This window comes from Marmoricola sp. RAF53, from assembly GCF_052114005.1.
Lineage (GTDB): Bacteria > Actinomycetota > Actinomycetes > Propionibacteriales > Nocardioidaceae > Marmoricola.
This window is the reverse complement of the sequence record NZ_JBFRDX010000002.1, coordinates 57,906-82,792: the sequence shown is the minus strand read 5'-3', so window position 1 is coordinate 82,792 and position 24,887 is coordinate 57,906. Positions and strand designations below refer to the sequence as shown.

The following is a 24,887-nucleotide window of genomic DNA, read 5'->3' as shown; positions in this document are numbered from 1 at the left end:
CTTGAAGCGTGACCCTGAGGCAGGTTTGTGTGTCGACCGCGGTGCAAGTGGCCGGGACGGAGCCCCGTGCTCCGCAGCAGAAGCGATCGCTGAGGTCGCGACCGACCGGATCCGACTTCGCCTTCCTGCAGATCACCACGGCCAGCGCGGTCGCGGTGCTGGTGATCATGCTGCTGGTCGGCAGCTTCCTCGCCCTGCGTGCCTTCGACGCGCTGCACATCGCCGGCTTCGACTTCCTCACCGAGACCCAGTGGCAGCCCGACGCCCACAAGTTCGGCATCGCCGGCGTGCTGACCGGCACGATCCTGGTCGGCCTGGTCGCCGTCACCATCGCCGTCCCGCTGGCCACCGCGACCGCGCTGTTCATCTCCGAGTACTGCCCGCCGCGGATCGAGCGGACCTGCATCAGCCTGGTCGACCTGATGGCGGCGGTCCCCAGCGTCATCTACGGCCTGTGGGGCTTCTTCCTGCTCCAGTACAAGGTCGTCCCGCTCGCGCAGTGGCTCTCCGAGCACCTCGGCTGGATCCCCGGGTTCGGCATCGACTCCGCGGGCTACCAGAAGGGCAGCGCACTGACCCAGGCGACCGTGTTCACCTCCTCGACGTTCATCGCCGGGATCGTGGTGGCCTTCATGGTCACGCCGATCATGTGCGCGGTGATGCGGGAGGCCTTCTCGCAGGCGCCGGTCGGCGAGCGCGAGGCGGCGTACGGGCTGGGCGCGACGAAGTGGGGGATGATCACCGCGGTCGTGCTGCCGTTCGGCAAGGGCGGCATGATCGGCGGCTCGATGCTCGGCCTGGGCCGCGCGCTCGGCGAGACCATCGCGATCTACATGATCCTGTCGGTGGTGCCCGGCTTCCAGCCGCACATCTTCCAGAACGGCGGCAGCACGGTCTCCTCGCTGATCGCCCTGCGGTACGGCGAGGCCGGGGCGTTCTCCATCTCGGCGCTCTTCGCCGCCGGCCTCTCGCTCTTCGTGCTGACCCTCGCGATCAACTTCGCGGCCTCGACGATCGTGGCGCGCAGCCGCTCGGGAGCGGAGAGCTGATGACCACCACGATCCCCGATCCGACCACCACCGCCGAGGTCCCGGCCCCGGCGCCGCAGGCACCCCGACCGCCCGCCGCGGCCCCGGCGCCGCAGCCCCGGCGCAACCTCTCCACCGTGCGGCGCAGCGACGTGCTGGCCCTCTGCGGCGCGGGCGCCGCAGCCGTCTGCACCACGGCCGCGCTGACCAGCGTCCTGCCGATCACCGGACCGATCGCCGCCGTCGCGCTCGGCTACACCCTGTTCCTGGTGCTCTACGGCACCCTGGTCGCCTTCGACGAGAGCGCCCAGGTGGTCCGGGCGCGCCTCGCGGCCGCGGTGATCCGCACGCTGGCCGCCTCGCTGTTCGCGGTGCTGGTGCTGGTCGTCGGCTACACGCTCTACCGCGGCATCCCGGCGATGCTGCACTGGAACTTCTACCTCCAGGACATGTCCGACGCCGGCCCGCTCGACCCGCTCGGCGTCGGCGGCATCCGGCACGCGATCATCGGCACGATCGAGCAGATCACCATCGCGCTGATCCTCACCGTGCCGCTCGGCGTGCTCTGCGCGATCTACCTCAACGAGTTCCCGGGCAAGTTCGCCCGGTTCGTGCGCACCATCGTCGAGGCGATGACCGCGCTGCCGAGCATCATCGCCGGTCTGTTCATCTACGCCACCTGGATCATCACCCTGGGCAACGAGAAGTCCGGCTACGCGGCCGCCTTCGCCCTCAGCGTGATGATGCTGCCGATCATCATCCGCGCCTCCGACGTGGTGCTGCGCCTGGTGCCGGGCCACCTCAAGGAGGCGTCGTACGCGCTCGGCTCCAGCCGGTGGCGCACCGTCTGGCACGTCGTGCTGCCGACCACCCGGTCCGGCCTGACCACCGCGGTGATCCTCGGCACCGCCCGCGGCATCGGCGAGACCTCGCCGGTGCTGCTCACCGCCGGCTTCAACAACGCCACCAACGCCAACCCAGCAAAGGGCCCTCAAGTGTCGCTGCCGCTCCAGGCATTCATGTCCGTGAAGTCCCCGCAGGAGACGATGATCGTCCGCGGGTTCGGAGCCGCGGCGTTCCTGCTCGTGCTCGTGCTGGTGCTGTTCGTGATCGCCCGGGTCATCGGCGGCCGCGGGCCGGGACAGCTCACCAAGCGCCAGCGCAAGGCCATCGCCAGGCGCTCGGCGCGGGACGCCCAGCGGTTCGCTGCGCGCGCGGGAGCGGCGGTGCTGGCGGTCGGACTCATCGGCGCGGTGGCGCTGCACCCGAGCACCCCGGCCCAGGCCGCGGACAACAACTACGTGCCGATCTCGGGCGCCGGCTCGACCTGGTCGCAGAACGCGCTGGACCAGTGGCGGCGCAACGTCAACCAGTACGGCATGCAGGTCAACTACCAGGGCACCGGCTCCTCGGACGGCCGCAACCAGTTCAAGAACGGCACCGTCGACTTCGCGGTCTCGGAGATCCCCTACGGGCTCACCGACGGCGGCGTGAAGGACCTCCCGCCGGAGCGGTCGTACGCCTACATGCCGATCGTGGCCGGCGGCACCTCGTTCATGTACAACCTGTCGATCGCCGGCAAGCGGGTCACCAACCTGCGCCTGTCCGGCCAGAACGTCGCCCGGATCTTCACCGGCCAGGCGACGATGTGGAACGACCCGGCGATCAAGAAGGACAACCCGGGGCTCGCGCTGCCCGCCCGCCGGATCGTTCCGGTGGTCCGCTCCGACGGATCCGGTACGACGGCCCAGCTGACCACCTGGCTCAGCAAGCGCTACCAGTCGCTGTGGGACCCGTACTGCAAGAAGGCGGGCCGCCCGACCCCCTGCGGCATCACCTCGAGCTTCCCGGTCGTCTCCGGCAGCGGCTTCACCGCGCAGTCCGGCTCGCTCGGCGTCTCCGGCTACGTCTCGCAGGCGCAGAACGACGGCACGATCACCTACGTCGAGTACTCCTACGCGCTCAACACCGGGTTCCCGGTCGTCAAGCTGCTCAACAAGTCCGGCTACTACGTCGAGCCGACGGCGCAGAACGTCGCGGTCGGCCTGCTCAAGGCGCAGATCGACAACACCCCGTCGTCGCCGTCGTACCTGACCCAGATCCTCGACGGCGTCTACGACAACCCCGACAAGCGCGCCTACCCGCTGTCCAGCTACAGCTACATGGTCGTGCCGACGCAGGCGACCGGGTCCTTCAACACCGCCAAGGGCAAGACCCTCGGCGCCTTCGCCTACTACTTCCTCTGCGAGGGTCAGCGGCAGGCGCCCGACCTCGGCTACTCGCCGCTGCCGATCAACCTGGTCCAGGCGGGGCTCTCCCAGGTGCGCAAGATCCCGGGCGTCAACGTCCAGTCGATCGACATCTCGAAGTGCCGCAACCCCACGTTCTCGGCGAGCGGCAAGAACCTGCTCGCGGCCTCGGCGCCGTACCCGCCGGCGTGCGACAAGATCGGCGCGACCCAGTGCTCGACCGGCACCGGCGGCAACAAGAAGCCGACCGCCACGGCCGGCGGCGGCGCGACCGGGACCACCGGCACCGGCACCGGCGCCACCACCACCGGCACCACCACGGGCTCACCCGGGGCACCCGCGCCCGGGGAGGCGCCGGCGGCCGCCGCCGTCGACCCGGACACCGGGCTCGCCGTCGCGGGTGGGCCGGTCACGGACACGACGCCGCTGGCGGCCACGCCGCAGAACCTCGGCGCCGGCTTCTCGACCTCGATGCAGGTCGCGCTGATGGCCACCGCGGGCCTGGTGCTCCTGCTGGTCATCCTGCTGCCGCCGCTGCTCGCGCAGGTCCTGGCGCGGAGGAAGGCATGAGCCGCCGCGGGACCTCGGTCCGGGTCACCGTCGGCGCCCTCGTGCTGGGCGCGCTCGCCCTGCCGCTGCTCGCCCTCGGCACGCCGACCACGGCCGTCGCGGCGTCCACGGCGTCCGGGGCGTCCGGGGCCGTCACCGAGTCCGGGACCGGCCGGTTCGCGGACCTGAAGGTGACCCTCAGCCAGAGCACCCACCTGCGCAACCAGGTGGTCCGGCTCGACTGGAAGGGCGGCCGGCAGACCACCGAGCTCACCGGAAACTTCAACACCGACTACCTGCAGGTGATGCAGTGCTGGGGCGGCACCGACGGTCCGCGCCGGGAGACCTGCCAGTTCGGCGGCCTGATCAACGACACCCGCGGGGGCTCGTACTCCTCGAGCCGGCAGGTCAGCTACGGAGCGAACCTGGTCGACCCGCAGGAGACCTACCGGCAGGCGCCGGGCGTGTTCGAAGCCGTGCGGGTCCCGTTCGAGGCGGTCAACGGCACGACGACCGACGCGGTCAAGAACGAGTTCTACGACCAGTACAGCACCAACGAGATCCCGTACGCCCGGACCGCGGGCGACGGCACCGGCACCGACTACTTCGAGGTGCAGACCGGGCGCGAGGCGCCGGGCCTGGGCTGCGGCCAGCAGACGTCCAGCGGGCCGCGGTCCTGCTGGCTCGTCGTGGTGCCCCGCGACGACGTCGAGGTCAACGGCAAGGAGGTCCAGCAGACCGAGGACCGCCGCCTGGTCACCTCGCCGCTGAGCGCGTCGAACTGGCAGAACCGGATCGCGTTCAAGCTCAGCTTCGACCCGCTCGCCGTCTCCTGCCCGCTGGGGGAGGAGCAGCGCCTGCTCGGCAACGAGGACATCGTCGAGGCCGTCACCCGCTGGCAGCCGGCGCTGTGCAACGCGACCGGGTCGATCTTCGGCTACTCCCAGCTCAGCGACAGCCTGGCGCGCAACCGGGTGGCCCGCGAGGACGACCCGTGGATGTCGATCGTCAACGACCCGATCCCGACCGACGCGCTCACCGACGGCCGCAAGCTCGCCTACGCGCCGGTCGGGATCAACGGGATCGGCATCGCGGTCAACATCGACCGCCAGCCCAGCTCGGACGCCCCCGACGCGGTCCAGCAGCAGCGCGGCTCGAAGGTGCTCCACCTCAACCTCAACCAGCGCCTGGTGGCCAAGCTGCTCACCCAGTCCTACAACCTGGCGGCGCTGAGCCGGCCCGACGCGATGGCCGGCAACCCGCTGACGCTGACCGAGGACCCCGAGTTCTGGGACCTCAACCCGGAGTTCAAGGTCGGCTCCGACGGGGCCCGCGACCTCGCGTTCCTCAAGATCCGCCAGATCACCAACCCGCTCGGCCTCTCCGACGCGAACCGCGCGGTCTGGGCCTGGATCGCGTCCGACCGCGACGCCCGCCGCTTCCTGGCCGGCAAGCCCGACAAGTGGGGGATGGTCGTCAACCCGAACTACCAGGGCATGTCGCTGGACCGCGACGACTTCCCGCGCGCCGACCTCGGCTGCCGGCCGGGCCCCGACCCGGACAGCCCGTCCTGCCCGCTGGACGCCCTCGCCTACGCGGCCGACTTCCACGACGCCGGCCGGGCCGCCGCCCGCGGCGACACCCTCGAGCGCGGCACCTGGGACCCGAGCCCGCCCAAGCAGTGGAAGAAGAACCCGCTGCAGCTCTCCGGCGAGCGGCAGGTCCTCGCGCTGGTCGACACCGCCACCGCGGCCCGCTACCAGCTCCCGATGGCGTCGCTGCAGAACGGCTCGGGGGAGTTCGTCGCCCCGACCACCGCATCGTTGCAGGCGGGCCTGAAGGGCCTGAAGAACACCGCGGTGCCGGGCGTGCAGGCGATGGACCCGACGTACGAGGGCGACGACGCGGCGTACCCGCTGACCGGCGTCTCGTACGCCGTCACCGCACCGGCGAAGCTCACCGCTCCGGAGGCGAAGGCCTACTCGCGGCTGCTCCGCTACATCACCACCCAGGGCCAGGTGCCCGGCATYGCGCCCGGCAGGCTGCCGGAGGGCTACCTGCCGCTGCCCGCCGCCATGCGCAAGCAGGCCGCGGCCGCCGCGACCCTGATCGCGGCGCGCGGCGGAGCGCCGGCGGCGGCGGGGGACAAGGGCAAGGGCGGTGRCGCCGCGGGCTCGGGCACCGGGAACGCAACAAGCGCCCCGTCGGTGACCAGCGCCGGTCAGCCCGGCACCTCGGTCCCCGTCGGAGCGCCTGCTGCCGGAACGGTGGTCCCCGTGTCCAGCCGGACGCCGTCAGCCCCGGCCGGGGGCGCAAGGTACCTCCTGCTCGCCGCTCTCGTGCTCGGTGTCGGGGTCGCGGCCACGAAGGCGGCCACGCCGTTGGTCCGTCACCTCCTGCTCAAGCGGGGGACGCGTGTCCCCTGAAGCGATTCCAGACTTCCGGCAGGCGGTGGATGCCTTCCGGAGACGTCATGTGCGCCCGCGCATGACGAACTCGAAACAAGGAGTTCTGATGAAGGTACCAAAGCGCCGTCTTCTCGCCGTCCTCGGCGTGGGGCTGGCAGCAGCTCTCATCGGCACCGGTGTCGCCAACGCCGACCCGGTGGTCCCGGGCGGGGGCAACGCGTACGACCGTCCCCTGCAGGGTGAGGGCTCGGACACCATCGAGGGCGTCATGAACGCCCTCTCCGAGGTGGTCGTCGACCCGAACGACAGCACCAAGAAGCTGATCGCCTCGTGGGACGCCAAGAGCACCCAGGGCTTCACCTCCCGGAGCGCGGCCAACACCCCGGCCGGCTCGAACTGCACCTACACGGGCAACCCGACGCCGGACAACTCCGTCTACGGCCACGGCGCCCGCGCCAACGGCTCGGGGAACGGCCAGAAGGCGCTGCGCGACGCGTTCACCGCGGGTGACTCCACCTTCGGCTGCCTCGACTTCTCCCGCTCCTCCAGCGCCCCGGGCGCCTCGAACCTCGGCACCGTCGGCGTGTACGGCGTGCCGCTGGCCACCGACGGCCTGACCTTCGTCCGGACCAGCTCCAGCCTGGTCGCCAAGCAGCTCACCAAGGCCCAGCTGCAGGGTGCCTACCACTGCACCTTCTCCAACTTCAAGAACAACACCAACCCGGCCAGCGCCACCAACTTCAAGGCGCTGATCCCGCAGGCCGGTTCGGGTACCCGCAAGGACTGGCTGAACCTCGTCGGCATCACCGAGGCCGACCTGACCGCCGGTCTGTACCCGTGCGTCACCGACCAGTTCGACCTCGCCCAGCGTCGCCCGGCGTCGGACCCGAACTCGAACCCGATCCAGGAGCACGACTCCCGCGCGGTGAATAACTTCGCCATCGGCCCGGTGTCGATCGCGCAGTGGATCGCCCAGAAGGGCGGCGCGCTGACCGACGTCCAGGGTGCCGCGGTGATGGGCACGATCAAGTCGACCGCTGCCACCGACCCGGCCGTCTCGTACCCGATCGTGCTCAACGACACCTACGGCGACGTGGGCGTCCCGGCGGAGAACTTCGCCGGCACCCGCACGGTCTACAACGTGCTGCCCCGCTCCACCGTCAACGCCGGCGCCGGCCAGAACCCGCTCGCGGTCCTCGCCTTCGTCGACACCGACAGCAGCCCGTCGGTGAACACGTCGCTGGTCTGCCAGCGCTCCGACGTCATCAAGAAGTTCGGCTTCGCGCCGATCGCCTCCTGCGGCAGCACGACCCTCTCGGTCAACTGACGCGCCTTGCTCCACGGAACGACCAACACCTGATCCCCCATCGAAAGGAAACACAGGTCGTGAGTAACAAGCGGAGGCTCCTCAGCCTCGTGGCCGCCACGGCGGTCGCCACCACCACTGCCGGACTCGTCTCCGTCGGCGCCGCGAACGCGGCGGCCGGCGACGTGCTGGGCGCGCTGAGCATCAGCCCGCTCAACGGCACCCAGTCGAGCGCCATGACGTTCAGCACGCCGAACGGGGTCAAGTGCCCCGCCGGCACCGCCAGCGTCGACGTGATCATCACCGGTCAGACCCTCACCGAGGACAACCCGGGCATCATCACCGGCAGCACCGACTACAGCCTGGTGGCCCACCCGAGCAACAACGACTCGGTCCCGGGCGGCGTCACCATGGCGTCGGTGTTCGCGGACAACGCGATCACCTCGCCGTCGGGCAGCTACCAGTACAACCTGCAGTGCCTCGACGGCAACGGCCAGGAGACGGGCCGCTTCACGGCGGTCACCACCTGGACCGCCACCGGCGGCAACTTCAACGGCAGCTACGCCACCGCGGTCCCGCCGACGGCCAGCACCACGGTGCTGTCCGGCCCGACGACCTCGGTCGCCGGCGGCAGTATCACCCTGACCGCGACGGTGTCGCCCAGCAACGCCACCGGTTCGGTGACGTTCAAGGACGGCGCGACCACCCTCGGCACCAGCACCGTCGGTGCCGGCGGCGTGGCGACGTACACCACGAGCAGCCTGTCGGTCGGTTCGCACGGCATCACCGCGGACTACACCCCGACCGGCAACTTCACGGCGTCGTCGTCGAACACGCTGACCCACACCGTGTCGAAGCTCAGCACCAGCACCACGCTGTCGAGCAACGGCCCGACGGCGCAGTACGCGCCGGCGGTCTTCACCGCCACCGTCTCCCCGGCGGCTGCCGGCACGGTGACGTTCAAGGACGGTGCGGCGACCCTCGGCTCGGCTCCGGTCGCGTCGGGTACCGCCACCTTCAGCACCACCTCGCTCGCGGGCGGCCCGCACTCGGTGACGGCGAGCTTCGTGCCGTCGAACCCGGCCGCCGTGGACCCGTCCGACTCGAGCACGGTCACGCACAACGTGACCGCGTTCGCCGGCGCGAGCGTGACCGAGCACGTCATCGTCGAGGTGCCGGCGGGTGCCCTGACGATGGTCATCGACACCACCCCCGGCAGCGCCCCTGACGGCAACGCCGACGGCAACGTCGACCTCGGAACCGCGAGCATGGACGCGGCGGGCGAGAAGCTCACCGCCTCCGGCGAGATGGACCCGGTCAAGATCACCGACACCCGCGCCGGCGACCCCGGTTGGACGGCGTCGGGCATCGTGACCAACTTCGCCCACGGCACCGACGAGGTGAACGGCTTCAACCTCGGCTGGACCCCGAGCATCGTCGGCGGCCCGTCCGTCGGCCTGTCGGCCAACCAGCAGGGGGCGTTCGTCCTCGGCAGCCCCGTCGCCGCGGGCACGGAGGCCACCCCCTCCAGCACCCCGGGCAGCTCGGCCGTCGGCCTGAAGGCCTCCCGGACGCTCGGCGTCGCGCCGGACAACTCCGGCAACGGCACCGCGCGCCTGGGTGCGCACCTCGACCTCAACATCCCGACCGACGTGCCGGCGGGCGTCTACGGCGCCACCCTCACGCTGACCGTGATCTGAGGCAGCTCCACCGCTCCACCGCAGCACCCGTACGACGGGGAGGGGTTGCCCGGTCCGCACCGGGCAACCCCGATCCGCCGGCAGATCGAGAGACGAGAGAGATCCACGATGAAGCGCCTGACCGCCCTGCTGGGGCTCTGCCTGACCGCAGTGCTCGTCCTGCTCGGCCCGGCCGCGACCGCCGACGACAACGGCATCTCCGTCGGGCTCCGTCCGGCCACCGCGAAGGGCGGCGACGCGTCCCGCCCCTACTTCGAGTACGAGATCCCGCCCCGCGGCAAGGTGATCGACTACGTGGCGATCTCCAACCTGCGCTTCGAGCCGGTCACCGTCCGGCTCTTCGGCAAGGACGCGACCACGACCACCGGGTCGGCGTACGCGGTGCAGACCTCCGACGAGGCCCCGACCGACGTGGGCTCGTGGATCGTGCCGCAGAAGACCCGCATCACCGTCCCGGCCCGTTCCGAGGTCGTCGTGCCGTTCCAGATCGGGACCCCCGCCGACGCCGAGCCCGGCGACCACGCCGGCGCCATCGTCGTGTCGCTGCTCGCGAAGGAGCCCAAGCCGAAGGGCGGCACCATCGTGGTCGACCACCGGGTCGGCCTGCGGGTCCTGCTCCGGGTTCCCGGCGACCTGACTCCCGCGCTGACCGTCACCGGCCTCAAGGCCGACTGGGACGGCCCGGGCTCGGTGCTCGGCCGCGGCGACACCACCGTCTCCTACACCGTCACCAACACCGGCAACCTGCGGCTGTCCGCCACCCAGGGCATCAGCCTGACCCGCGCGCTCGGCCTCCCGTCGATCGACGCCACCGCCCCGGCGATCAAGGAGATCCAGCCGGGCGGGTCGGTCCAGGTCCGCCAGGTCGTCCACGGCGTGCTCGGGACCGGGCCGATGAAGGCCCACGTCAGCGTGCACCCCCGCCTGATCGACACGAAGCTGAAGGACATCACCGTGAAGGACGCCACCGCGACCACCTCGTTCTCCGCCTGGCCCTGGCTGCTGATCGCGCTCGTGATCGCGCTGTTCCTGCTCGGCGGCGCGGGCTGGCACGTCGGCCGCCGGCGCTACCTGGCCCGCAAGCAGGCGAAGGCCCAGACCGGCGGCAAGTACCGGGCCCCGGCCAGCCCGGACAGCCGTCCCGACAGCGACCAGGTGCTCGTCCGCGGCCTGACCCGGGCGCTGGCCGGCGCCGGCGCCGTCGTGCTCGCGACCCTCGGGGTCGTGCTGCTCGGGCCGGCGGGTCCCGCCGCCGCCGACACCGGCGACGTCTGGCAGGGCCGGCCGTCGGTGGACCACGGGACCGACAACGCGCCGTTCGACATCCTCACCACGGGCGGCTGCCCGCTCCCCGGCACGAACGTGGTCGCCTTCGCCTACGGCAACGGCTTCCCCAAGGAGGGCGGCGTGGTGGTCGGCAACGGTGACGCCGGCGTCGACTCCCGGGGCGCGTTCCGGATGCCGCTGGTCAGCACCATGGCGCAGATCATCACGACCCAGCCGCACCCGGCCCCGCTCGCGGGCGTCTACAAGATCGAGCTCCGCTGCGTCTCCGCTGACCTGCAGAAGCGGACCGGCAACTACGTCTTCGCGATCCGCTTCACCGACCCGCACCACTGGAAGGCCGAGCCGCCGCTGACCACGGCCAAGGGACCGGTCACCACCGGCAGCGACGACGGCGCCAAGGCCCCGTCGGGCGATCCCTCGGACGCGAAGGCGGGCGGCGGTCAGCGCGCCCAGGCGGCACCCGGTGCGGCCGGAGCGCCGTCGCAGGCCGAGCTCGAGACTGCCCAGAAGGCGGCCCAGAAGGAGGCCCAGAAGCGGGCCGCCGAGCTGGCCGGCGTCCAGGAACCCGACGCGTCCACGTCCGCGGACGGCACCAACTGGTGGCTGGTCGGCGGCGGCGTCGCCGTCCTGGCCGCGACCGGGGTGCTGCTCTTCCGGCGCTCCCGAGCGTGACCCGTCCTGACCACCGACCCTCCCACCCACCTGCACCACCCTCACGAGGAGAACTGATGAAGATCACGTCCCGCCGGCTCCCGGCCCTGATCGCCGCGGCCGCGCTCCCGCTGGCCGTCCTCGGCTTCGCGCCGCAGGCGCACGCCGCCGTCATCCCGGTCCTCGGACCGCTCAAGATCAACCCGGCCAGCGGCAACCAGGGCTCGCAGGTGGACTTCAGCACGTTGTCCGGGCAGAAGTGCGCGGCCGGCACCGACGCGGTCCAGGTCCTGGTGACCGGCCAGACCATGACCGACGACCAGCCCGGCATCGTCAACGGCAACACCAACTACAACCAGGTGCAGGGCCCGAACGGCAACCTGTTCACCCCGGCCGGACGCACCATGGACGGCGTCTTCACCGAGAACGGCGTCACCGCCCCGAGCGGCACCTACACGATCCGGCTGCAGTGCCTGGACACGATGGGCCAGGTCAGCGGCGAGTTCCGGATCGACACGCACTGGACCGCGACCACCGGCGCCGGCAACGGCACCTACACCTCGGACCCGACCTCGACCGCGACCCAGACCGCCCTGGCCGTCAGCGCCACCGACCCGATCGCGTCGGGCACCCCGGTCACCCTGACCGCGACCGTGACGCCGTCGGCGGCGGCCGGCAACGTCCAGTTCAAGAGCGGCGCCACCGTGGTCGGCACCGCACCGGTCTCCGCCGGCACCGCGACGCTGAACAACGCCGTGCTCCCGGCCGGCGCCGGCACGCTGAGCGCCGTCTTCCAGCCCGCCGACCTGAACGCGTACGGCACCTCGACCGGCACCAGGACCGGGTTCGTCGTCGCCGGACCGACCGGCATCTCCGGCTCGGCCCGGGTCGGCGGCACGCTGACCTGCTCGGCGGTCACCGGCGGCATCCAGACCTACCTGTGGAAGAAGAACGGGGCCAGCACCGGGGTCACCGCGGCCTCCGTCGCCGTCCCGGCCGCCTGGCTGGGCGCCTCGATCAGCTGCGACCTCACCTCGACCAAGGCCCCGAACGCCGTCACCCGGTCCAGCGCGGCCGTGACGATCGCCGCCGGCGCCGCTCCGGTCGCCCGGGTCAAGCCGGTCGTCCTCGGCAAGCTCAAGGTCGGCAAGCTGCTCACCTGCGGCAAGGGCACTTGGTCGCCGGCGGCGACGTCGTACAAGTACCAGTGGCTGCGCAACGGCAAGCCGCTCGCCGGCAGGACGAAGTCCACCTACAAGACGGTGAAGGCCGACAAGGGGAAGAAGATCTCCTGCCGGGTCACCACCGTGAAGGCGGGCTACCTGACCGGCTCCGCCACCTCGGCCGCGAAGAAGATCGCGTGACCCTGACCTCTCCGCCACCGACCACGGCAACGGTCGCGACGACCGCCGCCCCGGGAGCCGACGCTCCCGGGGCCGGCGGGCGCGGCCGCCTCGCCGGGGAGATCGCCGGCTCGGTGCTCACCGCGCTGACGATCATGCTGCTCGTCTTCGTCGCCGAGATGGCCGTCCTCGGGCCGGTCCGGCACGCGCGCGACCAGAGCGTCCTCTACCAGGACTTCCGGAGCCAGCTGGCCGACGCGGTCGCCCCGACCGGCCAGCTCGACGCGGACGGCAAGCCGCTCGCGCTCGGCGCGCCGGTCGCGCTGCTCACCATCCCGTCGCTGCACCTGCGCGAGGTCGTCACCGAGGGCACCACCTCCGGCGTCCTGATGAGCGGGCCGGGGCACCGGCGGGACTCGCCGCTGCCCGGTCAGCCGGGGACGTCGGTGATCATGGGACGCCAGGCGACGTACGGCGGACCGTTCGGCGGGATCAAGGACCTGGAGGTCGGGGCCGAGATCGCGGTGACCACCGGGCAGGGCAGCCGGCTGTTCAAGGTGACCGGGATCCGGCACGCCGGCGACCGGCTCACGATCAAGGACCCGAACGCCGGCCGGCTGACCCTGATCACCGGTGACGGGACGCCGTACCTGCCCGCGGACGCGCTCCGCGTCGACGCCGAGCTGGTCTCCCCGGTCTTCGCCGCCAGCGCCCGCCCGATCACCCCGGCGATGCTGCCGAAGAGCGAGCAGGCGATGTCCGGCGACACCGGGGCACTGCTGCCGCTGCTGCTCTGGTCCCAGCTCCTCCTCCTGGTCGTCGCCGGGATGGTCTGGGTCCGCTCGGTCTGGGGGCGCTGGCAGTCCTGGATCGTCGCCGTGCCGGTCGTCGGCTTCATCGGCTTCCAGGTCGCCGGCCTGGTCGCCCAGCTCCTGCCCAACCTGCTGTGATCCGCCTGCTGTGAGAGAGAACGAGATGACTGACCTGACCGACCACACCACCGAGCTCAGCCCGGTCGCCGCCGCGATCGCGGAGCAGCCTCCCGTCGGCCGCCGCCGCGCCGCCCCGGAGGAGCCGATGGTCGTGCGCGGCCTGGACTCCGCCCCGCTCGCCGGCAGCGCGGCGGCCACGCTGGAGGCCGTCGAGGTCTCGGCCTGGTTCGGCGACCACCACGTGCTCGAGCGGGTCTCGCTGGAGATGCCGGCCCGGCAGGTGACCGCGCTGATCGGCCCCTCGGGCTGCGGCAAGTCGACCTTCCTGCGGACGCTGAACCGGATGCACGAGCTGATCCGCGGCGCGTCGCTGGCCGGCGAGGTCCGGCTCGACGGCCAGGACCTCTACGACCGGTCGCTGCGGTTGACCGACGCGCGGGCCAAGGTCGGGATGGTCTTCCAGAAGCCGAACCCGTTCCCGGCGATGTCGATCTACGACAACGTGGTCAGCGGGCTCAAGCTCACCGGCCGCAAGATCGGCCAGGGCGAGCGGGACGACCTGGTCGAGGAGAGCCTGACCAAGGCCGGCCTCTGGAAGGAGGTCAGCAGCCGGCTCCGCGAGCCCGGCGGCGCGCTCTCCGGCGGCCAGCAGCAGCGGCTCTGCATCGCCCGGTCGCTCGCCGTCCGGCCGCAGGTCCTGCTCATGGACGAGCCCTGCTCGGCGCTGGACCCGACGTCGACGAACCGGATCGAGGAGACCATCCGCGAGCTCAAGGACGACGTCACGATCGTGATCGTCACGCACAACATGCAGCAGGCCCAGCGGGTCTCGGACCAGTGCGCGTTCTTCCTCGCCTCCGCCGGCCAGCCCGGCCACATCGTCGAGGCCGGCGACACCGACCAGGTCTTCAACGCCCCCCGCGACGAGCGCACCTCCGACTACGTCAACGGCCGCTTCGGCTGATTCCCCAGACCCGTTGAATGGGGAGTTCCGGCGCGTTCAGTGGGGACTTCGCGCGCGTTGAGTTTTCGGCGAGGCCGCAAGATTCGACCCACCGGAACTCCCAACTCGACAGACCGGAACTCCCCAATCAACGGGAATCAGCGACCGCTCTCGGTGTACGCCGGCCCGGGGGCGTCGGACAGGTTGCGCAGCGCCGCGACGATCCGGCGGGCGGTGAAGTCGGCGCAGAGCTCGTGCACCTCCTCGAGGGTGCAGAACCGGGCCGACCGGATCTCGCGGGCCTCGCGGACGATGCCGTCGACCAGCGACTCCTCGTGGACGCCGCCGTCGAAGACCAGGCAGACGGCGTCGTCCCAGCCGCCCCACGGCGGCAGCCAGTCGGTGAGCACCAGCGGTCCCGCCGGGATGCTCAGCCCGAGCTCCTCCTCGACCTCGCGGGAGACCGCGAGCCGGGGGGACTCGGAGACCTCGACGACGCCGCCGGGCAGGTCCCAGTCCTTCTTGTAGGTCAGCTGGCAGAGCAGCACCCGTACCCCGCCGTCGTCGCCGACACCGCCGCCGTCGGCGCGGATCAGCATCTGGCTGATCGCGCGCTTGCGCGGCAGGAACGAGTTGAGCAGCCGGCGGAAGCCCATCGGTTCCTCCACGGGGGTGTCGTCGGCGAGCCGGGCGTAGACGATCCGGTCCGCGCCCTCGATGACCCGGCGGGCGACGCCCTCGCGCATCAGGCCGGAGAAGGTGGCCACCCGCTGGGCGGCCTCGTCGGCCGGGTCGACCAGCGTCTCGATCCGCTCGTGGCCGGCCGCGAAGCCCTGTTCGATCACCACCCGGACCGCCTCCACGGTGGGGCCGAGGCCCTCGGCCTGCAGCTCGGCGGACCAGGTCAGGCGCACCACGCCGGGGCTGACGGGGACGAGTTCAGCGGACACGGGGCCAGCCTAGGGTCCCGGACCACGGATCGGGCGCGCGTCCGTCACCCGGCGGCGGGGACGAGCCACAACGTGCCGAGCGGGGGAAGCCGCAGGGAGGCGCTGGCCGGCTGGTCGCCGTACGGCTGCTGCTCGGCGTGGACGGTGCCGAGGTTCCCGACGTCGGAGCCGCCGTAGTGGCCGGCGTCGGTGTTGACGACCTCCTGCCAGTCGCCGGCGAAGGGGAGCGGCAGCCGGTAGTCCTCGTGCGGGCGGCCGGAGAAGTTGCAGACGCAGACCAGGGCCCGGCCGTCGCGCGCCCACCGGACGAACGCGACCACGTTCGCGGCGGCGTCGTCGGCGGACAGCCAGCTGAACCCCGCCCCGGTGATGTCCTGCTCCCACAGCGCCGCCGTCTCCCGGTACCGCCCGTTGAGGTCGCCGACGAGCCGGCGGACGCCCTGGTGGTCGCCGTGGTCGAGGAGCCACCAGTCCAGCTCACCGGCCTCGGACCACTCGTTGTCCTGGGCGAACTCCGAGCCCATGAAGAGCAGCTGCTTGCCGGGGTGCGCCCACTGGTAGGCCAGGAAGGCCCGCACCCCGGCGAGCTGCTGCCAGCGGTCGCCGGGCATCTTGCGCAGCAGCGACCCCTTGCCGTGCACGACCTCGTCGTGGCTGATCGGCAGCACGTAGCGCTCGGAGAACGCGTAGACCAGGCTGAAGGTGAGCTGGTGGTGGTGGTGCGACCGGTACATCGGGTCGCGCTCCAGGTAGCCGAGCGTGTCGTGCATCCAGCCCATGTTCCACTTGAAGCCGAAGCCGAGGCCGCCGTGGTCGGCGGGTGCCGTCACGCCCGGCCAGGACGTCGACTCCTCGGCGATCACGTGCGCGCCCGGGACCCGCTCGGCGACGGCCGCGTTCAGCGCCCGCAGGAAGCCCACCGCCTCCAGGTTCTCCCGACCGCCGTGCACGTTCGGCTGCCAGGTCCCGGGCTCGCGGGAGTAGTCCAGGTAGAGCATCGAGGCGACCGCGTCGACGCGCAGCCCGTCGACGTGGAACTCCTCGAGCCAGTAGAGCGCGTTCGCGACCAGGAAATTGCGGACCTCCAGGCGGCCGAAGTCGAAGACGAGCGTGCCCCAGTCCGGGTGCTCGCCGCGGCTCGGGTTCGGGTCCTCGTACAGCGGGGTCCCGTCGAACCGGCTGAGCGCGAAGTCGTCCTTGGGGAAGTGCGCCGGCACCCAGTCGAGGATCACGCCGATCCCGGCGCGGTGCAGCGCGTCGACCAGCCGGCGGAAGCCGTCCGGGTCGCCGAAGCGCGCCGTCGGTGCGTAGTACGACGTCACCTGGTAGCCCCACGACCCGCCGAACGGGTGCTCCATCACGGGCAGGAGCTCGACGTGGGTGAACCCGGCGTCCACGACGTACTCGACGAGCTCGCGGGCCAGGTCGTCGTACGAGCGGCCCTTGCGCCAGGAGCCCAGGTGGACCTCGTAGACCGACATCGGCCGGTCGCTCAGGTCGACCGGGCGGTTCGCCATCCAGTCCTGGTCGGACCAGGTGTGGGTGCTGGCGAAGATCACCGAGTGGGTCTCCGGCGGGACGGCCGTGTGGGTGGCCATCGGGTCGGCCTTGTCGCGCCACTCGCCGTCGGCGCCCTCGACCAGGTACTTGTAGCGCTGCCCGGGCACCGCCTCCGGGACCAGCCGCTCCCACACCCCGGAGTCGGCGTGCCGGGTCATCGGCATCGTGGCGCGGTCCCAGCCGTTGAAGTCGCCGACGAGCCGGACCGAGCGGGCGTGCGGCGCCCAGACGCTGAACCGGACCCCGCCTCCTTCCGGGCCTTGCTCCGGGTCGCTTCCCGGGCCATTTTCTGGGCCATCTTCTGGGGCCGGCAGCACGTGCGCGCCGAGCGCCTCCCACAACCGGTGGTGGGTGCCCTCGCCGATCAGGTAGAGGTCGATCTCGCCCAGGGAGTCCGCGGTCTGCACGTCAGTCCTCCTGCTTCACCAGGTCCGCGAGCGCGGCCAGCGGGATCGTGAGCCAGTCCGGCCGGTTCCGCGCCTCGTACGCCGCCTCGTAGACGGCCTTGTCCAGGACGTACGCGTCCAGCAGCGCGCGTTCGTCCGGGGTGATCGGGGTGCCGCGCTGCTCGGCGTACCCGTCGAGGAACGCCCGCACGTTGTGCTCGACCCATTCGTGGGCGCGGTAGTCGATCTGGGCGGCGTCGTACTCGCCGGCCTCCAGGTCGCGGGCCATCGAGGCGGCCGCGTAGTCGAACGAGCGGACCATGCCGGCGACGTCGCGCCACGCCGAGTCCGGCAGCCGGCGCTCGCTCAGCGGCTTGGCCGGTTCGCCCTCGAAGTCGACCAGCTTCCAGCCCAGCGAGGTGCGCAGCGTCTGGCCGAGGTGCAGGTCGCCGTGGACCCGCTGCGCGCCGATCACGCCTTGGGCGCGGAGCAGCTCGAACCGGCGGCGCAGTGCCGGCACGTGGTCGGCCAGGGCGGGGACGACCACCGCGGCGGCGTCGAGCCGAGCGGACATCTGGTCGGCGACGAAGCCGCCGTCCACGGTGCTGGTGCCGAACGCCTCGGCGAGCACGCCGTGGATCTCGGCGACGGTCGCGCCGAGACGGTGCGCCTCGGCGGCGAAGTCGCCGCCCACCTCGTCGGCGTGCAGGTCGCCCTCGGCGAAGAGGTTGCGGGCGCTGGACAGCGCGAGACCCCAGCCGTCGCTGGCGGTGCGCAGGAACTGCTGGAGCATGCCGAGGTGCAGCTCGCCGTCGTGCGCGGTCAGGTAGCCGTAGAGCGCCGCCACGTGGGTGTTGCCGGCGAGGGTGAGCGCCTCGTGGATCTCGACGTCCGGGTTGGTCCCCGGGGTGACCTTGCGGAAGACCTTGAGCAGGCTGTCGTCGCCGAAGGCGACCGAGGAGTTGCTCTGCTCGCCGCCGAAGACGGTCGAGTGCGTGGTCGTGTCGAGGTCGTGCCCGGCGAGGCGGTGCACCTCGACGGCGTCGACGTCGCGGCCGTGGTGGAACGCCTCCAGGAACACCGCCATCGCGTCCCGGTCGTGGACCGCGTCGTAGGTCCACTCGGGCCCGCGCTCTCCTGGACCCTCGCGGACCAGCGCGTGCCCGAGGCGGTCCTGCGCCTCGGCGTAGGCGACCACCGGCATCTGGTAGGTCTCGGTCGCCGGCGACCCCTCGGCGTAGCGGACCTCGACGAGCTCGAGGCGCACCTGCTCCGACAGCCGGGCCAGCACGGTGACCTCGGTGATCTCGAAGTCACGTCCCTTTCCCGCGAACCAGCGCTGGTTCGCCAGGAAGGCCTCCCGCTGCGGATGTGCGCTCACGTCGTGGTCTCCTCCTCGTCGGTGTTGCCGGCGGCTTCGGGGAGCCGGATCCAGTAGAAGCCGTACCCGCCGAGGGTGAGCAGGTACGGCAGCTCGCCGATCTCCGGGAACCGGACGCCGCCGAGCAGCTCGACCGGCACCAGGCCCTCCCAGCGCCGCAGGTCGAGCTCGACCGGCTGCGGGAACCGGGACAGGTTGTTCACGCAGAGCACGGTGTCGCTGTGCTGCACGCCGTCGTCGTCGGTCCACTGGTACTCCCGCACGTAGGAGAGCACCGAGGCGTTGCTGCCGCCCAGGTCGGAGAAGGTGCCCAGGCCGAAGCAGGGGTGCTGCTTGCGGGCGTGCACCATCCGCCTCGTCCAGTGCAGGAGCGAGGAGGAGTTGTCGAGCTCGGCTTCCACGTTGACCGCCTGGTACCCGAAAACCGGGTCCTGAACCAGGGGGAGGTGCAGCCGGCCCGGGTTCGCGACCGAGAAGCCGGCGTTGCGGTCCGAGGTCCACTGCATCGGGGTGCGGACGCCGTCGCGGTCGCCGAGCCAGATGTTGTCGCCCATCCCGATCTCGTCGCCGTAGTACAGGACGGGCGAGCCCGGCAGCGACAGCAGCAGCGCGGTGAAGAGCTCCATCCGGTTGGTGTCGTTGTCGAGCAGCGGGGCGAGCCGGCGGCGGATCCCGATGTTGGCCTTCATCCGCGGGTCGGTGGCGTACTCGGCCCACATGTAGTCGCGGTCCTCGTCGGTGACCATCTCCAGGGTCAGCTCGTCGTGGTTGCGCAGGAAGATGCCCCACTGGCAGTTCTCGGGGATCTCCGGGGTCTGCTCCATGATCTCCGAGATCGGGTAGCGCGACTCGCGCCGGACCGCCATGAAGATGCGCGGCATCACCGGGAAGTGGAACGCCATGTGGCACTCGGTGCCGAGCACCCGGCCGTCCGGCTGCACCTCGGGCCCGAAGTACTCCACGACGTCGGTCGGCCACTGGTTGGCCTCGCACAGCAGGACCCGGCCGGGGTACTTCTCGTCGACGAAGCGGCGCACCATCTTGAGGAAGTCGTGCGTCTCCGGCAGGTTCTCGCCGTTGGTGCCGGGACGCTCGTAGAGGTAGGGCACCGCGTCCAGGCGGAACCCGTCCAGGCCCATGTCGAGCCAGAAGGACATCGCGTCCAGCATCGCCTCGTGGACCTTCGGGTTGTCGAAGTTGAGGTCGGGCTGGTGGGAGAAGAACCGGTGCCAGAAGTACTGCTGGCGGACCGGGTCCCAGGTCCAGTTCGACGGCTCGGTGTCGACGAAGATGATCCGGGCGTCGGAGTAGAGATCGTCGGTGTCGGACCAGACGTAGAAGTCGCCGTACGGGCCGTCGGGGTCCTCGCGGCTGGCCTGGAACCACGGGTGCGCGTCGCTGGTGTGGTTCATGACGAAGTCGATGATCACCCGGATGCCGCGCTTGTGCGCCGCGTCGAGGAAGGCGTGGAAGTCGTCGACGGTGCCGCACTCGGGGAGCACCTCGGTGTAGTCGGCCACGTCGTAGCCGCCGTCGCGCAGCGGCGAGGTGAAGAACGGCGGGATCCAGAGGCAGTCGACGCCGAGCCACTGCAGGTAGTCGAGCTTCTCGGTCAGGCCGCGGAAGTCGCCGACGCCGTCGCCGTCGGAGTCCTTGAACGAGCGGACGAGGACCTCGTAGAACACGGCGGTCTTGAACCACTCGGGCTGGCTCGCCACCTCTGCTGCGCGCTCCTCGGACGTGCTCAACGCGGCCCCCTCACGGTCAGGACGTGCGCGACCTGCTCGGCCGGGTCGAGGCGCACGTAGTTGTCGGTTCCCCACGACCAGACCTGGCCGGTGAGCTCGTCGTGGACCTCGAACGGCGCGTCCGCGGGCAGGCCGAGGGCGCCGAGGTCGAGGTGGACCATCGTCTCGTGGGCGGCGTACGGGTCGAGGTTCACGGCCACGATCACGACGTCGTCGCCGGGCGATGAGGAAGGCAGCGCTCGGGCCCTCTTGCTGAAGACCACGATGCTGTCGTCGTCGCTGCGGTGCACGGTCAGGTCGCGCAGCTGCTGCAGCGCCGGGTGCGCCCGGCGGATCTCGTTGAGCCGGGTCAGGTACGGCGCCAGCGAGCGTCCCTCGGCCTCGGCGGTGGCCCAGTCGCGCACCCGGACCTGGTACTTCTCGGAGTCCAGGTACTCCTCGCTGCCGGGCCGGACCGCCATCCGCTCGTAGAGCTCGAAGCCGGCGTACACGCCCCAGCTCGGGGAGCCGGTGGCCGCCAGGGTGGCCCGGATCCGGAACGCCGCCGGCCCGCCGTGCTGCAGGAACTCGTGCAGGATGTCGGGGGTGTTGACGAAGAAGTTCGGCCGCAGCACGTGCCCGGTGTCGCGGGCGACCTCGCGCAGGTAGGACTCCACCTCGGGCTTGGTGTTGCGCCAGGTGAAGTACGTGTAGCTCTGGTGGAAGCCGATCTCGGCCAGCGTCCGCATCATCGGCGGCTTGGTGAACGCCTCGGCGAGGAACAGCACGTCGGGGTCGGTGCGGTGGACCTCGTCGAGCAGCCGCTCCCAGAACGCCACCGGCTTGGTGTGCGGGTTGTCGACCCGGAAGATCCGGACGCCCTGCTTCATCCAGTGCCGGACGACGCGGAGGACCTCGCGGTAGATGCCCTCGGGGTCGTTGTCGAAGTTGACCGGGTAGATGTCCTGGTACTTCTTCGGGGGGTTCTCGGCGTAGGCGATGGTCCCGTCGGCGCGGGTGGTGAACCACTCCGGGTGCTTGGCCACCCACGGGTGGTCGGGGGCGGCCTGCAGCGCGAGGTCGAGCGCGACCTCGAGGCCGAGCGCGGTCGCCCGCTTCACGAAGGCCTTGAAGTCCCGCAGCGTGCCGAGCTCCGGCGCGACCGCGTCGTGGCCGCCGTGCTCCGAGCCGATCGCCCACGGGGACCCGACGTCGCCGGGCTCGGGGGTCAGGGTGTTGTTGCGGCCCTTGCGGTTGACCTGGCCGATCGGGTGGATCGGCGGCAGGTAGACGACGTCGAAGCCCATCGCGGCGACCGCGTCGAGCCGCTTGGCGGCGGTCTTGAACGTGCCGCTGACCACGGTGCCGTCGGGCTTGCGCACGGCCCCCTCAGAGCGCGGGAAGAACTCGTACCAGCTGCCGAAGAGCGCCCGCGGCCGGTCGACCCGCAGCGGGTAGGGGCCCTCGACGGTGAGCAGGTCGCGCACCGGGTACGCCGCCAGCACGGCCACCAGCGCCGGGTCCTCGGCGGCCGCCAGCCGGGCCTCGACCGGGCGGTCGGTGTCGCCGAGCGCGGTGACCGCGTCCCGGACGCGTGCGGCGGCCGCGGTGTCGTCGCCGATGTCGATCCGCTCCAGCAGCAGCACGCCCTCGGTGAACATCAGCTCGACGTCGACACCGGCCCGGATCTTGATCCCGGCGTCGTGCAGCCAGGTGGCCAGCGGGTCGCTCCAGGACTCGACCGCGAAGGTCCAGTCGCCCTCGGCGTCGGGCGTGACCTCGGCGGCGTACCGGTCGACCTCGCCCTCCACCGGCGCCATCCGGACCGGCGCGCGGCGGCTGCCGTCGGGCGCGGTGAGGACGACTTCGGCGCCGAGCTGGTCGTGGCCCTCGCGGAAGACCAGCGCGGTCACCTCGAACGTCTCGCCCGTGACCGCCTTGGCCGGCCGGCGCCCGTGCTGGACCACGGGGGTCACGTCGAGTACCGGGATACGTCCGACCATGGCTCAACCCTTGCGAACTCCGGCCACGGTTGCAAACGGGTGACCTATCCTTCCGGCCATGGAACGCAACTTCCGGTCTCCGACGGGTCCCCCGGAGCGGATCACGATGTGGGCGCTGCGGATGCAGCAGAAGCGCTTCATCGGGTACCCGATCCACCAGTGGCTGCGCTGGCGGGGCGTCTCCATCGGGCCGTGGAGCTACGCCCCCGAGCACCCGCCGTACATCCCGCACATCGGGACGATCACGATCCACGCACGCACGGTGATCGGGAAGAACGTGACCCTGTTCCACGGCGTCACGCTCGGCCGCGGTGACATCTGGGACGAGCCGCAGCCGGACTTCGGCGGTTTCGTCCTCGAGGACGACGTGATCCTCGGCGCCGGCGCGGTGCTGCTCAGCGCCCGCGGCACCCTGACCGTCGGCCAGGGCACCATCGTGGCCGCCAACTCGGTCCTGCGGGAGAGCACCGGCGCCTACGAGATCTGGGCCGGGAACCCGGCCCGGCGGGCCGGCTACATCCCCGGCTCGGGTCCGGCCCGGGCCGCGCTCAAGGCGAAGAAGGCCGCCGAGGCCGAGGCCGCCGGGGTGTCGGGAGCGCCCGAGGCGCCCTCAGCCGTGAACCAGGGGTGACATCGCCCGGGCGACCACGCTCGGGCGGCCGGTGCGGTGCTCCTCGGCGTCGGCCAGGCGCATCGCCCGCAGGCCGGCGTTGATCCCGAGCCAGCGCAGCGGCTCCGGTTCCCAGCGGCGGCTGCGGTGCCCCACCCAGGGCAGCGTGACCAGGTCGCTGTCCCGGCCGGTGACCAGGTCCGCGAGCGTGCGGCCGGCCAGGTTGCTGGTGCCGACGCCGTCGCCGACGTAGCCGCCCGCCCAGGCCAGCCCGGTACGCCGGTCGAGCCCCACCGAGGCCGCCCAGTCCCGGGCGATGCCGAGCGGGCCGCCCCAGGCGTGCGTGAAGGCCACGTCGGCCCCGAGCCCGGGGAGCAGGTCGCGCAGGGTGTCGCGCAGCATCGCGAAGACGGCGGGCTCGGCGTCGAACCGCGGCTCGATCCGGGAGCCGAGGTGGTACGGCGCCCCGCGGCCGCCGAAGGCGATCCGGTCGTCGGCCGTGCGCTGGCCGTAGACGATCACGTGCCGGCCGTCGGTGAAGGTGGCTCGTCCGGCCAGTCCGATCCGGTCCCACGCCGACGGCGGCAGCGGCTCGGTGGCGACCATCAGCGAGTACACCGGCGCGACCGCCCGGCGCGCCCCGGGCAGCCGGGCCGTCCAGCCCTCGGTGGCGCGGACGACGACGTCGGCGGTCACCGTCCCGGCGTCGGTGCGCACGGCGCGGGGGAGCAGCTCGCGGACCGGGGTCTGCTCGAAGACGTCCACGCCGGCGGCCTCGACGACCCGGGCGAGGCCGCGGACCAGCCGGGCCGGGTGGATCCGGGCGCAGTGCGGCGTGAACAGCGCCCCCCGGACGTCACGCGCGACCAGGACGTCGGCCGCCTCGCCGGCGTCCAGCCAGCGCAGGTCCTCCGCGGTGAAGCCGCGTCCGTGCGCCTCGGCGAGCTCGGCGCGCAGCCGGGTGACCTGCGGCCCGGACCGGGCCAGCGTGACGGTGCCGCCGCGGACGAAACCGGCGTCGATGCCCTCCTCCGCGCAGACCCGGCCGACCTCCTCGACGGTGCCGGCCATCGTCCGGTGCAGGCGCAGCGCCTCGGCGGGGGAGGAGGCGGCGACCAGCCGCGACCACGACGTCGGGAACAGCGCGCTGCACCAGCCGCCGTTGCGCCCCGACGCCCCGAAGCCGGCGTGCTCGGCCTCCAGCACCGCGATCCGCAGCCGCGGGTCGGCGCGGCGCAGGTAGTAGGCCGTCCAGAGCCCGGTGTAGCCGGCGCCGACCACGGCGACGTCGTACGACGCGGGGCCGGGCAGCGGCCTGCGCGGCGAGACCGGCTCGCCGAGGGTGTCCTGCCAGAGCGAGACGCTCAGCGCACGCCCCACGAGTAGGTCTGCTTGCGGAGCTTGAGGTAGACGAAGGTCTCGGTGGCGCGGACGCCGGGGATGGCGCGGATCTGGTTCGAGAGCACGCCGAGCAGGTGCGCGTCGCTCTCGCAGACCGCCTCGGCGAGGACGTCGAAACCGCCCGCGGTGATCACGACGTACTCGATCTCGTCCATCTCCGCGAGCGCGTCGGCGACCGGCTCGAGCGGGCCCTCGACGGTGATCCCGATCATCGCCTGGCGGGCGAAGCCGAGCTCCATCGGATCGGTGACGGCGACGATCTGCATCACGCCGGAGTCGATGAGCCGCTGGACCCGCTGCCGGACCGCGGCCTCGGAGAGCCCGACGGCCTGGCCGATCTTGGCGTACGGGCGGCGGCCGTCCTGCTGCAGCTGCTCGATGATCGCCTTGGACACGTCGTCCAGCGGGGTGTTCCGGCGGGCTTGGTGCTGCTCGGTCTCGGACATGGCGCCATGGTGGCGGTTCCGGACGCG

The 24,887-nt window shown here is 71.9% G+C and carries 17 protein-coding genes; 10 read left to right on the top strand and 7 right to left on the bottom strand.

The features are described 5' to 3' along the window. Positions 1–29: 29 nt before the first annotated feature. The 9 genes from pstC (at position 30) to pstB (ending at position 14,417) form a co-directional block, all read left to right on the top strand. Positions 30–1,049: a phosphate ABC transporter permease subunit PstC gene (gene pstC, locus AB4Y76_RS02035; RefSeq protein WP_441921831.1), complete on the top strand. Its 1,020-nt coding sequence runs from the start codon at positions 30–32 to the stop codon at positions 1,047–1,049. Next, on the top strand, positions 1,049–3,847 hold the full coding sequence (pstA, locus tag AB4Y76_RS02030; RefSeq protein WP_441921830.1) for a phosphate ABC transporter permease PstA: 2,799 nt from the start codon (positions 1,049–1,051) through the stop codon (positions 3,845–3,847). The genes pstC and pstA overlap by 1 nt, the downstream gene beginning before the upstream one ends. Next, positions 3,844–6,252 (top strand): hypothetical protein, encoded by a 2,409-nt coding sequence (locus tag AB4Y76_RS02025; RefSeq protein WP_441921829.1) that lies wholly within the window; start codon positions 3,844–3,846, stop codon positions 6,250–6,252. The genes pstA and AB4Y76_RS02025 overlap by 4 nt, the downstream gene beginning before the upstream one ends. A gap of 88 nt (positions 6,253–6,340) precedes the next feature. Then, a complete protein-coding gene (locus AB4Y76_RS02020; protein WP_441921828.1) occupies positions 6,341–7,561 on the top strand; it encodes a substrate-binding domain-containing protein in 1,221 nt (406 codons plus the stop codon). Between the two features lie 59 nt (positions 7,562–7,620). Further along, on the top strand, positions 7,621–9,240 hold the full coding sequence (locus AB4Y76_RS02015) for an Ig-like domain repeat protein (RefSeq protein WP_441921827.1): 1,620 nt from the start codon (positions 7,621–7,623) through the stop codon (positions 9,238–9,240). A gap of 108 nt (positions 9,241–9,348) precedes the next feature. Continuing rightward, positions 9,349–11,199: a WxL protein peptidoglycan domain-containing protein gene (locus AB4Y76_RS02010; RefSeq protein WP_441921826.1), complete on the top strand. Its 1,851-nt coding sequence runs from the start codon at positions 9,349–9,351 to the stop codon at positions 11,197–11,199. Positions 11,200–11,255: 56 nt separating this feature from the next. Then, entirely contained in the window at positions 11,256–12,542 is a 1,287-nt protein-coding gene (locus AB4Y76_RS02005; RefSeq protein WP_441921825.1) for an Ig-like domain-containing protein, read from the top strand. Beyond that, on the top strand, positions 12,539–13,471 hold the full coding sequence (locus AB4Y76_RS02000; RefSeq protein WP_441921824.1) for a sortase domain-containing protein: 933 nt from the start codon (positions 12,539–12,541) through the stop codon (positions 13,469–13,471). Before AB4Y76_RS02005 ends, AB4Y76_RS02000 begins: the two co-directional genes overlap by 4 nt. Before the next feature lie 127 nt (positions 13,472–13,598). Beyond that, entirely contained in the window at positions 13,599–14,417 is an 819-nt protein-coding gene (gene pstB, locus AB4Y76_RS01995; RefSeq protein WP_441922023.1) for a phosphate ABC transporter ATP-binding protein PstB, read from the top strand. Between the two features lie 137 nt (positions 14,418–14,554). Here the strand turns inward: pstB and AB4Y76_RS01990 are convergent, their stop codons facing one another. From AB4Y76_RS01990 to AB4Y76_RS01970, 5 genes are read right to left on the bottom strand one after another with little or no spacing between them, the layout of a single operon-like run. Further along, positions 14,555–15,346 carry an NUDIX hydrolase gene (locus tag AB4Y76_RS01990; RefSeq protein ID WP_441921823.1) on the bottom strand — a complete coding sequence of 264 codons (792 nt, stop codon included), beginning with the start codon at positions 15,344–15,346 and terminating at the stop codon, positions 14,555–14,557. A 44-nt stretch (positions 15,347–15,390) separates the two neighbouring features. Beyond that, positions 15,391–17,313: a 1,4-alpha-glucan branching protein GlgB gene (gene glgB, locus AB4Y76_RS01985; protein WP_441921822.1), complete on the bottom strand. Its 1,923-nt coding sequence runs from the start codon at positions 17,311–17,313 to the stop codon at positions 15,391–15,393. Between the two features lies 1 nt (position 17,314). After that, positions 17,315–18,673, bottom strand: coding sequence for a maltokinase N-terminal cap-like domain-containing protein (locus tag AB4Y76_RS01980; protein WP_441921821.1), 1,359 nt, complete (start codon positions 18,671–18,673; stop codon positions 17,315–17,317). Continuing rightward, entirely contained in the window at positions 18,670–20,421 is a 1,752-nt protein-coding gene (gene treS / locus AB4Y76_RS01975; RefSeq protein ID WP_441921820.1) for a maltose alpha-D-glucosyltransferase, read from the bottom strand. The genes AB4Y76_RS01980 and treS overlap by 4 nt, the downstream gene beginning before the upstream one ends. Next, positions 20,418–22,403, bottom strand: coding sequence for an alpha-1,4-glucan--maltose-1-phosphate maltosyltransferase (locus AB4Y76_RS01970; RefSeq protein ID WP_441921819.1), 1,986 nt, complete (start codon positions 22,401–22,403; stop codon positions 20,418–20,420). Before AB4Y76_RS01970 ends, treS begins: the two co-directional genes overlap by 4 nt. A gap of 58 nt (positions 22,404–22,461) precedes the next feature. On the opposite strand from AB4Y76_RS01970, the gene AB4Y76_RS01965 reads away from it, so the two are divergent. Further along, positions 22,462–23,034: a hypothetical protein gene (locus tag AB4Y76_RS01965; RefSeq protein ID WP_441921818.1), complete on the top strand. Its 573-nt coding sequence runs from the start codon at positions 22,462–22,464 to the stop codon at positions 23,032–23,034. On the opposite strand, the gene AB4Y76_RS01960 is transcribed toward AB4Y76_RS01965, so the two are convergent. Together AB4Y76_RS01960 and AB4Y76_RS01955 are read right to left on the bottom strand one after the other, a co-directional pair. Then, on the bottom strand, positions 23,014–24,393 hold the full coding sequence (locus AB4Y76_RS01960; protein WP_441921817.1) for an NAD(P)/FAD-dependent oxidoreductase: 1,380 nt from the start codon (positions 24,391–24,393) through the stop codon (positions 23,014–23,016). The two genes, AB4Y76_RS01965 and AB4Y76_RS01960, sit on opposite strands and share 21 nt — an antisense overlap. Continuing rightward, the gene (locus AB4Y76_RS01955; protein WP_441921816.1) at positions 24,378–24,860 is read right to left on the bottom strand and encodes an Lrp/AsnC family transcriptional regulator; all 483 of its coding nucleotides are present in this window, start codon (positions 24,858–24,860) and stop codon (positions 24,378–24,380) included. Before AB4Y76_RS01955 ends, AB4Y76_RS01960 begins: the two co-directional genes overlap by 16 nt. Positions 24,861–24,887: the final 27 nt, after the last annotated feature.